Origin of the sequence: Streptomyces sp. NPDC058092, assembly GCF_042884935.1 — a bacterium.
GTDB lineage: Bacteria > Actinomycetota > Actinomycetes > Streptomycetales > Streptomycetaceae > Streptomyces.
Window position 1 is genome coordinate 65,143 of the sequence record NZ_JBHVSY010000010.1, and the last position, 12,464, is coordinate 77,606.

Consider the following 12,464-nt stretch of genomic DNA (forward strand, 5'->3'; position numbering starts at 1 on the left):
GCTCCGTGTGCACCGTCCGGGCCGCGGCGGCTACTTGGCCAGGCGGGCGATGCCCGCCGCCCGATAGGCCGCGGCCTCGTCCAGCGTCTCGTTCTCCAGCAGTGCCGCGGCCAGCGAGTCCAGCCTGTGCCGGTTTTCCCGCAGGAGCCGGCACGCTTCCTCGTAGCACTCGTCGACGATGCGGCGCATCTCGCCGTCCACCGCGTCTAGCGTCGCGGGGGCCGCGGAGAGCCCGTACGCCTGCTGGGCGTCGCTCGGGATCGCCGTCAGCCTGCCGACCTTGTGGCTCATGCCCCAGCGGCCGACCATCCCGCGGGCCAGGTTGGTGACCTGTTCCAGGTCGCTCTCCGCGCCGGTGGTGACCATGTCGAAGACCACCTGCTCGGCGGCCATGCCGCCGAGCGCACCGATGATGCGGCCACGCAGATAGTCCTCGGTGTAGGAGTACTTGTCGGCGTCCGGCGTCGAGAGGGTGACGCCCAGGGCCCGGCCGCGCGGCACGATGGTGACCTTGCGGACCGGGTCGGCGCCCGGCTGGACCATGCCGAGCAGGGCGTGCCCGCTCTCGTGGTAAGCGGTCCTGCGGCGTTCCTCGTCCGACATGACCAGTGAGCGTTCCGCCCCCAGCTGGACCTTCTCCAGGGCGTCCGAGAGATCGGACTGGCCGACCTCGGACTGCCGGCGCTTGACGGCGAGCAGCGCCGCCTCATTGGCGAGGTTGGCGAGATCGGCGCCGGTCATACCGGGGGTCGTACCGGCCACCTGGGCCAGGTTCACATCGTCGGCGAGCGGGATCTGCCGGGTGTGGATCTCCAGGATCGCCTCCCGGCCGCGCCGGTCCGGCGGGCTGACCTGGACGATCCGGTCGAAGCGGCCGGGCCGGGTGAGGGCGGGGTCGAGGACGTCGGCGCGGTTGGTGGCGGCGAGGACGACGACGCCCTCCGAACCGGAGAAGCCGTCCATCTCGGTGAGGATCTGGTTGAGCGTCTGCTCGCGCTCGTCGTGGCCGCCCATGCCGGAGCCGCCGCCGCGGGCCCGGCCGATGGTGTCGATCTCGTCGATGAAGACGATGGCGGGGGCGACCTTGCGCGCCTCCGCGAAGAGTTCCCGCACCCGGCTCGCGCCGACGCCGACGATCATCTCGATGAACTCGGAGGCCGAAGCCGAGAAGAACGGCACCCCGGCCTCACCCGCGACGGCCCGTGCGAGCAGCGTCTTGCCGGTGCCGGGCGGTCCCGCGAGGAGCACTCCCCCGGGCATCCGGGCGCCCATCCTCCGGTACTCCTGCGGGTTCTTCAGGAAGTCCACGACGTCGTTGAGCTCGCCCTCGACCTCGTCGATCCCGGCCACGTCCTGGAAGGTGGTGCGCCGGCCGGCCTCCAGCTCGACGGGCTTGGGCGGGGCCTTGCGCCCGAAGCCGCCCATACCGCCGCCCATGCCCTTGGCCATCCGGCGGGCGACGAACACCCAGAGCAGGACGAGCAGCAGCATCGGGGCCAGCGAGATCAGCAGGTTGGCGAGGAAGCTGCGCTGCTGGACGACGGGCTCGGCGGTGACCGCGACATTGTTCTTGACCAGTTCGGCCCAGAGGTTGTCGTCCGCGAACGCGGGCCGTTGCGTGACGAACTTGGTGTACTTCTTGTCGGTTCCCGGGACCTTCGCCTCCTTCTTGAGCTGCCCCTGGATGGCGTCACCCTTGGAGTAGATCTTGGAGACATTGCCCGAGGTGACCTGCTTGCTGAACTCCGTGTACGCGACCGTGCGCTCCGCCTCCCCGTTGAAGAAGGACAGCACCAGATTGGCGATCAGATAGACGGCGAGAGCGGTGAGCAGCAGTCCGCCCCAGCCTCCTGGCATCTTCCGGCCCGGTGGCGGGGGTGGCGGGGCGCCCTCGGAGCGCCACGGCTGATCGGTTCGATCGCGGGGAGGTACGGGGGTGGTCACGCGCGCTCCTCTGCCGACAGTCAGTGAATGTGACATTAAAGGAGAAACCAGCCCATAGCCCCTTGTGGGGCCTTCCAGTGGGCCCGGAGAGGGAAGCACGGCCCTCAGCCGGGACCGCACGCCGCACAGGAACGCGCGGCACACGCGGCACATGTGTGAGGGGCGCCCACCGGCGGTGGGCGCCCCTCACACATGTGCAGTCGGGCGATCAGCCCATGAACTTCTTGAACTCGTCCGGCAGCTCGAAGTTCTTGTCCTCCTGCGCCGGCAGACCGAACGCACCGCCCTGCGCCGCCGCCTGCTCGCGACGGACCGCCGCGGCCTCCTCCTCGGCCTTGCGCTTCATCGGGTTGCCGCTCTTGCGCTTGCCCTTGGCCTGCTTGACCTGCTTCTTCTGCCGGCCGGGACCACCGCCCATGCCCGGCATCCCGGGCATCCCCGGCATGCCGCCGCCCTGCGCCATCTTCGACATCATCTTGCGCGCGTCGAAGAACCGCTCCACCAGGTTCTTCACGGCGCTGACCTCGACACCGGAACCCTTGGCGATCCGGGCGCGGCGCGAGCCGTTGATGATCGTCGGCTCGGCGCGTTCCTTCGGGGTCATCGACTTGATGATCGCGGCGGTACGGTCCACGTCGCGCTCGTCGATGTTGTTGATCTGGTCCTTGATCTGCCCCATGCCGGGCAGCATCCCGAGCAGCTTGGAGATGGAGCCCATCTTCCTGACCTGCTCCATCTGGGCCAGGAAGTCGTCGAGCGTGAAGTCCTTGCCCTTGCTGGACGCCAGCTTGGAGGCCATTTTGGCGGCCTCTTCCTGGCTGAAGGTCTTCTCCGCCTGCTCGATCAGGGTGAGCAGGTCACCCATGTCGAGGATGCGGGACGCCATGCGGTCGGGGTGGAAGGCGTCGAAGTCCTCGAGCTTCTCACCGTTCGACGCGAACATGACCTGCTTGCCCGTGACGTGGGCGATCGACAGGGCCGCACCACCGCGGGCGTCACCGTCGAGCTTGGAGAGCACCACGCCGTCGAAGCCGACGCCGTCGCGGAAGGCCTCGGCGGTGTTGACCGCGTCCTGGCCGATCATCGCGTCGACGACGAAGAGGATCTCGTCGGGGCTGACGGCGTCGCGGATGTCCGCGGCCTGCTGCATCAGCTCCTGGTCGATGCCGAGACGGCCGGCGGTGTCGACGATCACGACGTCGAACTGCTTGGACCTGGCGTGCTCGATCGAGTCCTTGGCGACCTGGACCGGGTCGCCGACGCCGTTGCCCGGCTCGGGGGCGTACACCGCCACGCCCGCGCGGTCGGCGACGACGCTGAGCTGGTTGACGGCGTTGGGGCGCTGGAGGTCACAGGCCACGAGCAGCGGGGAGTGGCCCTGGCCCTTGAGCCAGAGGCCGAGCTTTCCGGCGAGGGTGGTCTTACCGGCACCCTGGAGACCCGCGAGCATGATCACGGTGGGCGGGTTCTTGGCGAACCGCAGCCGCCGGGTCTCGCCGCCGAGGATGCCGACGAGCTCCTCGTTGACGATCTTGATCATCTGTTGCGCCGGATTCAGCGCCTGGGAGACCTCGGCACCGCGCGCCCGCTCCTTGATCTTGGCGATGAAGGGCCGAACGACAGGCAGGGCGACATCTGCTTCGAGCAGGGCGATACGGATCTCGCGGGCCGTGGCGTCGATGTCCGCCTCGGACAAGCGGCCCTTGCCCCGGAGGTTCTTGAAAGTCGCGGCAAGGCGGTCGGAGAGAGTATCGAACACGGCGCTCGTCGGTCCTCAGGGTCGGGGGCAAAGTGGATTCGGTACCCCAGGGTATCCGGCTCGGGAGAAACGATGACCCCTGCCCGGGGGAAAATCCCGGGTGGAGGCCGTGTCACATGAATCCCCGCGGGTGCGGGGAGCAGTCCTTGTCCATCCTTACGACCTGCTGGGCGGGCGGAACATCCCCGCGTTCGCAGGGATCATCTGCTGATCCAACGATCGCGGCCGTCCCAGGTCACCCCCGCAAGGCCGCCTCTACCGCATTCGCCACCACGCCCGCGGCCTCCTCGGGCAGCGGCTCACCGTCCGTATCCGTGACGTAGAAGGCGTCGACCGCGTTCGCCCCCAGCGTCGACACGTGCGCGCTGCGTACCCGTACCCCGCTCTGTTCCAGCGCCCGGCCGATCCGGTGCAGCAGCCCCGGGGCGTCCTGGGCGCGTACCTCGATCACCGTCGCGAGCTGTGAGCCGGCCGCCGCGACCGTCACCCTCGGCGGCGGGGCCTTCACCCCGCGCCGCCTCGGGTAGGCCGCCTCGCGTTCGGCGAGGCGGGCGCGGATGTCGAGGGAGCCGTCCAGGGCGCGTACGAGGTCGGCACGGAGGCGGGAGGCCTGCGGCAGGGAGCCGTATTCGGCCGCGACCCGCCAGCTGAGCAGCAGCAGGTCGGCGGCTTCGCCCGCGCCGAGTTCGGTGGGGAGTTCCACGGCACGCAGATCGGCCGCCCGCACGGTGAGACGGTGCAGGGCGAGGACGCCCGCCGCGGCGGGCAGCACGCCGGGGCGGTCGGGGAGGGCGATGAGGAGTTCGACGCCGACGGGTTCCGGTTCGCCGTCCTCGTTCGGGGTCTCGGCCTGGGCGTGCAGGGCGAGGACGGGTTCGCCGGTGCGCAGGGCCTCGACGGCGAGGCGTTCCTGTTCGGCGCTGGGCGCGGCGGGTTCCGGTTCTTCCGGGGCCCGGCCGGCGAGCACGGCGGCGACGCGCTTGACGAGGTCGGCGACGAGGGAGGCGCGCCAGGTGGACCAGGCGGCGGGCCCGGTGGCGAGTGCGTCGGCCTCGGTGAGGGCGTGCAGCAGTTCCAGCGTGGCGGTGGTGCCCACGGCGGTGGCGACGGAGCGGACGGTCGCCGGGTCGTCGAGGTCGCGGCGGGTGGCGGTCTCGACGAGCAGCAGATGGTGGCGTACGAGGGTGGCGATGACGCCCACGTCGTGTTGGTCGAAGCCGATCCGGGCGGCCATGTCGCGGGCGATGACCTCCCCGGCGACGGAGTGGTCGCCGGGCCAGCCCTTGCCGATGTCGTGCAGGAGCGCGGCGACGAGGAGGAGGTCGGGGCGGCCGACGCGGCGGGTGAGGGAGGAGGCGCGTACGGCCGATTCGACGAGGTGACGGTCGACGGTCCAGGTGTGGACGGGGTTGCGCTGGGGGCGGCAGTGGACGCGTTCCCAGTCGGGCAGCAGACGGGTGATCAGCCCTTCGGCTTCGAGTGCTTCCCAGACGGGGACGGTCGCCTCGCCCGCGCCGAGGAGGGTGACGAGTTCCTCACGGGCCTCGGCGGGCCAGGGCACCGGCAGCGGGCGTGCGGTGGTGGCGAGATGGCGTACGACGTGGCGGGAGAGCGGAAGTTCGGACTGGGCGGCCGCGGCGGCGGCGCGCAGGACGAGCACGGGATCGATTTCGGGGCGGGCGGTACGGGCGAGGACGACTTCGCCGTCGGCCTCGACGACGCCATCGGCGAGCGGGGTGCGCTCGGTCGCGGCGGTCCTGCCGCCGCCCAGCATGGCGCGCAGCCGGGGGCGTACGGACCGGGCGCGCAGGACGCGGTGGGCCTCGCGCCAGGTGACGTCGGTGGCGTACGAGATGGTGCGGGCGGCCTCGTACACCTGCCGGAGCAGGGCGTCCGCGTCGAGGAGGCCGAGGCCGGTGGCGACCTGGTCCTGTTCCTGGAGGCCGAGGCGGTCGGTGGCGCGGCCGGTGGTGAGGTGGAGGGCGTCGCGGGCGTCGAGGAGGGTGCGGCGGGCTTCGGCGAGACCTTCGCGGGGGGCGTCGGCGACCCAGGAGGCGGCGACGGCGCGCAGGGCGGTGGCGTCGCGCAGTCCGCCGCGGGCCTCCTTGAGGTCGGGTTCCAGGAGGAACTGGAGCTCACCCTGGCGTTCGGCGCGTTCACGGCAGAGTTCGTCGAGGGCGGGGAGGCGTTTGGGGGCCTGGTTGCGCCAGTCGGCGAGGATCGCGGTGCGCAGGGCGGCGACGAGGCCGAGGTTTCCGGCGACGGGGCGGGCGTCGAGCAGTCCGAGCTGGACCTTGAGGTCCTCGCCGGCCGTTCTGCGGGCTTCGGCGGGGGTGCGTACGGAGTGGTCGAGGGCGAGGCCGAGGTCCCAGACGGGATACCAGATGCGATCGGCGAGGGAGGCGATGGCTCCGGCGTCGGCGTTGCCGTCGTGCAGGAGCAGGAGGTCGAGGTCGCTGCGCGGGGAGAGTTCGCCCCGTCCGTAGCCGCCGACGGCGACGAGGGCGGCGCCGCGGATGCCGGTCTGTTCGGCGGCGGTGGTGAACAGCGCGGTGAGCCAGTCGTCGGTGAGCACGGCGAGGGCCGCACGGCGCGGCGGCCCGGGCTGCGCCTTCTCCTGGAGGAGGCGCAGCCGGGCCGCCGCGTAGCCGCTGGGCTCCGAGTCGTCGGATTCGGTGGTCACTTCGGTGCTCGTCACCCGGCTGCCTTTCGTTTCGGGGCCGTCGGCCTTCGGTGGCCGTCGGTCTTCGGAGCCGTCGGTCAGAGGGCGTCCGGGCCGCGCTCGCCTGTCCGTACGCGAACCGCGGTGTCGACCGGCACGCTCCAGACCTTGCCGTCACCGATCTTGCCGGTTCGGGCGGCCTCCACGACAACGTCGATGAGCTGTTCGGAGTCCTCGTCCTCGACGAGGACCTCGATGCGGATCTTGGGGACGAGGTCGACGGTGTACTCGGCACCCCGGTAGACCTCGGTGTGGCCACGCTGACGCCCGTATCCGCTGGCTTCCGTGACCGTGAGGCCCTGGATGCCGAAGGCCTGAAGGGCTTCCTTGATCTCGTCGAGCCGGTGGGGCTTCACGACTGCGGTGATGAGCTTCATACATCCACCTTCTTGGTCTGCGGGGCTGCCGTCGTGCCCGGTGCCGTTGCGGAGGCCGTGGTGCGCAGGGCCGCGCCGCCGCCCGCTCCGCTGAAGTCGTACGCCGTCTCCGCGTGTTCGACCTGGTCGATGCCGGAGATCTCGTCGTCCTCGTCGACCCGCATCCCGATGGTCCTGTCGAGGAGGAAGGCGAGGAGCGCGGAGACGACCAGAGAGTACGCGAGGACGGCGAAGACTCCGACGGCCTGCTTGCCGAGCTGGTCGAGGCCGCCGCCGTAGAAGAGGCCCTTGGCGTCGGACTGGACGCCGCCGGTCGCGAAGAGGCCGACGAGGAGGGAGCCGGCGACACCGCCGACGAGGTGGACGCCGACGACGTCCAGGGAGTCGTCGTAGCCGAACTTGTACTTCAGGCCGACGGCCATGGCGCACAGGACACCGGCGATGGCGCCGACCGCGATGGCGCCGAGCGGGCTGACCGCGCCGCCGGACGGTGTGATGGCGACGAGGCCCGCGACCGCGCCGGAGGCCGCACCGAGCGTCGTGAAGGAGCCGTGGCGGAGCTTCTCGTAGCCGAGCCAGGCGAGCATCGCGGCGGCGGTGGCGACCTGGGTGTTGACGAACATGACCGCACCGACGCCGTCGTCGTTGCCGAGCCACGAACCGGCGTTGAAGCCGAACCAGCCGAACCAGAGCAGTCCGGCGCCGAGCATGACGAGCGGCAGGCTGTGCGGCCGCATCGGGTCCTTCTTGAAGCCGACGCGCTTGCCGATGACGAGGATCACGCCGAGCGCCGCGGCTCCCGCGTTGATGTGGACGGCCGTACCACCGGCGAAGTCGATGACGCCGAGCTCGAAGAGCCAGCCGCCCGCGCCCCAGACCCAGTGGGCCACGGGGAAGTAGACGACGGTGACCCAGAGCGTGATGAACAGGGCCCAAGAGGTGAACTTGACCCGGTCGGCGAGGGCGCCGCTGATCAGCGCCGGGGTGATGACGGCGAACATCAGCTGGAAGACGGCGAAGACGTAGACGGGGATCGTGTAGCCGTCCCAGAGCTGGGTGATGCCGATTCCGCTGAGACCGACGTAGTCCGAACTCCAGCCGAGTACGGAACCGATGTCGGTCCCGAAGGCGAGGCTGAATCCGTAGAGCACCCACAGGATCGTGACGATCCCGAGGCTGATGAAGCTCATCATCAGCATGTTGAGGGTGCTCTTGACGCGGACCATGCCTCCGTAGAAGAAGGCCAGGGCCGGGGTCATGAGCATCACCAGGGCGGAGCAGATGAGCATGAACCCGGTGTTGGCGGCAGACAGCGTCGGGGCGTCTGCGGCAAGCGTCGTGATGCCTGGGGGCATCGGCGTCTCCTCGTCGTCGGTGCGGCCGCGTGCGGGCGGGATGAGCGGCACCACGTGCGGGACCACTGGGGAAAAGGTGCGGGCCGGTTATGAGCCATGAGATTCGCCCAGCACGGTTTCCGCCGATGCCGCACGGCGTTTCGCGGCAGTGACGAAGAGGTCCGGTGTGTTACGGCCCCATGAACCGGCGATGGCGCACCCGGTGCCGGGCCCGCTCTGCCGCCGCGGCCGCATACGGTGCGGTGACGACTCTCCCGTACAGGAACTCTCCCGTACGGGAACGGCAACGCGAACCGGCCACGCCGACCACCCTCTGACCTGGCAATGGGGGAGCCGAAGTCGGTCTGTGCGGGGTGGTCGTCGTGGCCGGGGCCTGGGGGCCGCTCAGACCGCTGCGGCGGTTTCGGGCAGTTGCCCGGTGAGGAGGTCGGTGAGCCTGGCGACTTCGGGAATGTCCCCGAAATCCCTGGCCGCGGTGTCGACGGTCTTGCGGAGCCGGGTGTTGACGCGTTCGGAACGGATCTTCTTGGCGACCAGCAGCGCTTTCTCGGCCAGCACCGTGGACTGTTCGGGCTCGCGCTGGAGAAGGCGGACGGTGGCGAGGCCGATCAGGTTGAGTGCGTACGACCGCTGGTGCTCGTCGTCCTCGCCGAAGAGCTGGACGGCCCTCTCCATGAGGGGTTCGGCGAGCGTGGCGTACGTGGGGCTGCGGCCCGCGACGTAGGCGAGGTCGCGGTACGAGTGGGAGTTCTCGCCGTTGAGCTCGGCCTCGGAGAAGAAACGGATCCAGTCGGGCTCGGGCTCGCCGTCGATCCCGATGTCGTCGAAGGTGTCCTCGGCCATCCGGACGGCTCGTTTGCACTTGCTGGGCTGGCCCATGTTGGCGTACGCGCGGGCCTCCATCGCATACAGCATGGCCTGGGTGCGCGGGGTGGCGCAGTCCCGGCTGCCGTACTGCGCGAGATGGATCAGTTCGAGGGCGTCGTCGGGCCGTCCGAGGTGGATCATCTGGCGGCTCATACTGGACAGAACATACGAACCGAGCGGTTTGTCGTCGGCCTCTTTCGAGGCGTGGAGCGCGAGAACGAAGTACTTCTGGGCGGTGGGCTGGAGGCCCACGTCGTAGCTCATCCAGCCGGCCAGCTCCGCCAGTTCGGCCGCGCAGCGGAACAGCCGCTTGGCGGTGGCCGCCGGCTGCGATTCCTGCAACAGGTCGGTGACCTCGTGGAGTTGTCCGACAACGGCCTTGCGGCGCAGTCCGCCGCCGCACTGCGCGTCCCACTGGCGGAACATCGCGGTGGTGGACTCCAGCAGATCGAGCTCGGGGGCGGAGAGCCGGGAGGGGCGGCGGGCCGCGGCGGGCGACTCCGGCTCCTCGTGTCCATTGGCGGTGACGGGCACCAGCCAGCGCTGCATGGGCTCGATCAGGGCGGGCCCCGCGGCCAGGGCGAGCGAGGAGCCGAGGAATCCGCGGCGGGCGAGCATGAGATCGCTGCGGGAGAACTCGCTGAGCAGGGCGACGGTCTGCGGCCCCGCCCAGGGCAGGTCGACACCGGACACGGACGGTGACTGGCGCGCCGAGCGCAGTCCGAGGTCCTCGACGGCGACGACGGAGCCGAAGCGCTCCGAGAAGAGCTCGGAGAGGATGCGCGGGATCGGTTCGCGCGGCTGCTCACCGTCGAGCCAGCGCCGCACCCGGGAGGTGTCGGTGCTGATGTGGTGGGCGCCCATCTGGCGCGCCCGGCGGTTCACCTGCCGCGCCAGTTCGCCCTTCGACCAGCCGCTGCGCACGAACCATGAGCCCAATTGCCCATTGGGGCGCTTACCGGCATTCGAATCGCCTGCGCCGCTGCCACTCACTGGAACGCCCCCATCCGCCGAATACTGTCGCGCGAACCATTACCAGAATGCCCTGATCCGATGCCGCCCATACGGAGATTGCGCACGGTCGAACTGGAAATCGGGTTGCCTCGGGCATACCCATGGACGCACATACTTCCATGGTTCGCGTACCGACGGTAATCCTACGATCACCCGCCCAGCGAGGGCGATTGCCGAATCGCCACCATTCGCCACCCCTTCGGATGAACACCGTCACCGCCGGGCGCGATTCACTTGACACACGGCGATCAGCAGTGGGCGCAGTGATGCGCGGCGGGGCGCGCGAACCATCTCGCACTACCCCGAGTGCACCGGCGCACCACGGATCGACACTGACGACGGAGCGTCACGACTGCGCTCTGGGCCGTAACCACCGGCGAGCCGGACCCGTTGGAGGGGGCATGGGCTTCACGATCGGCGGCATCCGTGAGATGCGCACCGGCTCACGGCGTCGCGGCCGCGCGGCCGAGTGCACCGCAGTGGCCGAGTACACAGGGCTGTGGGGCTGGGCCGTCGCGCCGGGGGCACGGGCCGCGGCAGGCCGCTGCTCGTGCGGGAAGGCGCGGTGCCCCTCCCCCGGCACCCATCCGCTGGACTTCGTCCCCGAGGTCCCCGCGGGCGCCTCGCTCGACACGGCGGCGGATGCCTGGGCCCGGGTGCCGGGCGCCTCGATGCTGCTGCCGGTGGGCCGCACCTTCGACATCCTCGACGTCGCCGAGGCGGCCGGGCGCCGGGCCCTGGTGCGCCTGGAGCGGATGGGGCTGCCGCTCGGCCCGGTCGCGGTGACACCGGCCGGGCGGGCGCAGTTCTTCGTCGCCCCGGGGGCGGCCGCCGAGCTCCCGCAGCTGCTGTACCGAATGGGCTGGGACGACGCGGGCCTGGACCTGCGGGCGCTGGGGCCCGGCTGCCACATCACCGCCCCGCCGTCCGACGAGGGTGGTCTCGGCCCCGTCCGGTGGCTGCGCCCGCCGGTGCTGGACACGGCGGCCTCGCCGCCGCAGGCGCGGCTGCTGCTGGGCACGCTGGCGTACAGCTGCCATCGCGCGCCCCTCTGCGGCTGAACCGCCGCCACTTGCGCGGAGGGGTACCCGTTGATGGCTGCTCCGCACAGCACAAGAGCCCGACCGCGGCTGCATCCCGCGGTCGGGCTCTTCGCGTACACGTATGTGTACGCACGAGGTGGTATCAGTCTCCGATCAGGGCGTCCACGAACGCCTCGGGCTCGAACGGAGCCAGATCGTCCGGTCCCTCACCGAGACCGATGAGCTTCACCGGTACGCCCAGATCGCGCTGGACGGCGACGACGATGCCGCCCTTGGCGGTGCCGTCCAGCTTGGTGAGGACGATGCCGGTGATGTCGACGACCTCGGCGAACACCCGGGCCTGCACCAGACCGTTCTGTCCGGTCGTGGCGTCGAGGACGAGGAGGATCTCGTCGAGCGGCCCGTGCTTCTCGACGACCCGCTTGACCTTGCCGAGCTCGTCCATGAGCCCGGTCTTGGTGTGCAGCCGGCCCGCGGTGTCGATGAGGACGACATCGGCGCCCTCGGCGATGCCTTCCTTCACCGCGTCGAAGGCGATCGACGCGGGGTCGCCGCCCTCGGGGCCGCGCACGGTGCGGGCGCCGACGCGCTCGCCCCAGGTCTGGAGCTGATCGGCGGCGGCGGCCCGGAAGGTGTCGGCCGCGCCGAGCACGACGCTACGGCCGTCGGCGACGAGCACCCGCGCCAGCTTGCCGGTGGTGGTGGTCTTGCCGGTTCCGTTGACGCCGACGACCATCACGACGCCGGGGGTGTCGACGCCGCTCTCCGTCTTGACGGCACGGTCGAAATCGGTGCCGAGCAGGGTGATGAGCTCCTCGCGCAGCAGCGCGCGCAGCCCTTCGGGGGTACGGGTGCCGAGGACGCGGACGCGTTCGCGGAGCCGCTCCACCAGTTCCTGGGTGGGCGCGACGCCGACGTCGGCGGTGAGGAGGGTGTCCTCGATCTCCTCCCAGGTGTCCTCGTCGAGGTTGTCGCGGGACAGGAGCGTGAGCAGCCCCTTGCCGAGGGAATTCTGCGAGCGGGCGAGCCGGGCACGCAGCCGGACCAGTCGGCCGGCGGTGGGCTCGGGCACTTCGATGGCGGGGGCGGCGGGCCCCTCCGGCTCGACGGCCTCGGGGGCTTCCTCGGCGGGAGCCTCGGCCGCCGGGGGGCCGACCTCCTCGACGGTGCGGCGCGGTTCCTCGCGCGGCACTTCGGCTTCCTCACCGATATGGGGCTCGGGAGGAGTGATGGTCGGCGTGCTCGACGGTGCCGGGGGCAGCTGCTTCTTCTTGCGGCTGCTGACCACGAGCCCGCTGATCACGCCGACCGCGACCAGGGCGATGACTACAGCAAGGATGACGAATTCCATAACCCACCCAGTATCAGTCACGGCCGCCCGCG

The 12,464-nt window shown here is 70.7% G+C and carries 8 protein-coding genes; 1 reads left to right on the plus strand and 7 read right to left on the minus strand.

Translation table 11 applies throughout. The annotated features are described in order from the left end of the window. Window positions 1-30 precede the first annotated feature (30 nt). From ftsH to ACFVV1_RS18415, 6 genes are all read right to left on the minus strand, one after another. Window positions 31-1,944 (minus strand): ATP-dependent zinc metalloprotease FtsH, encoded by a 1,914-nt coding sequence (gene ftsH, locus ACFVV1_RS18390; RefSeq protein WP_389990234.1) that lies wholly within the window; start codon window positions 1,942-1,944, stop codon window positions 31-33. 208 nt (window positions 1,945-2,152) lie between these two features. Continuing rightward, window positions 2,153-3,703 (minus strand): signal recognition particle protein, encoded by a 1,551-nt coding sequence (gene ffh, locus ACFVV1_RS18395; RefSeq protein ID WP_389990235.1) that lies wholly within the window; start codon window positions 3,701-3,703, stop codon window positions 2,153-2,155. Window positions 3,704-3,938: 235 nt separating this feature from the next. Further along, window positions 3,939-6,401 carry a [protein-PII] uridylyltransferase gene (locus tag ACFVV1_RS18400; protein ID WP_389990236.1) on the minus strand — a complete coding sequence of 821 codons (2,463 nt, stop codon included), beginning with the start codon at window positions 6,399-6,401 and terminating at the stop codon, window positions 3,939-3,941. A 62-nt stretch (window positions 6,402-6,463) separates the two neighbouring features. After that, the gene (locus ACFVV1_RS18405; RefSeq protein WP_389990237.1) at window positions 6,464-6,802 is read right to left on the minus strand and encodes a P-II family nitrogen regulator; all 339 of its coding nucleotides are present in this window, start codon (window positions 6,800-6,802) and stop codon (window positions 6,464-6,466) included. Further along, entirely contained in the window at window positions 6,799-8,157 is a 1,359-nt protein-coding gene (locus tag ACFVV1_RS18410) for an ammonium transporter (protein ID WP_389990483.1), read from the minus strand. The genes ACFVV1_RS18405 and ACFVV1_RS18410 overlap by 4 nt, the downstream gene beginning before the upstream one ends. A gap of 384 nt (window positions 8,158-8,541) precedes the next feature. Further along, window positions 8,542-10,017, minus strand: coding sequence for a hypothetical protein (locus tag ACFVV1_RS18415; protein WP_389990238.1), 1,476 nt, complete (start codon window positions 10,015-10,017; stop codon window positions 8,542-8,544). Window positions 10,018-10,439: 422 nt separating this feature from the next. Between ACFVV1_RS18415 and ACFVV1_RS18420 the strand changes: the two genes are divergently transcribed. Beyond that, window positions 10,440-11,099, plus strand: a complete 660-nt coding sequence (locus ACFVV1_RS18420) for a bifunctional DNA primase/polymerase (protein ID WP_389990239.1) — start codon at window positions 10,440-10,442, stop codon at window positions 11,097-11,099. 124 nt (window positions 11,100-11,223) lie between these two features. Here ACFVV1_RS18420 and ftsY read toward each other — a convergent pair whose 3' ends face one another. Then, window positions 11,224-12,432, minus strand: coding sequence for a signal recognition particle-docking protein FtsY (gene ftsY / locus ACFVV1_RS18425; RefSeq protein WP_389990240.1), 1,209 nt, complete (start codon window positions 12,430-12,432; stop codon window positions 11,224-11,226). Window positions 12,433-12,464 lie beyond the last annotated feature (32 nt).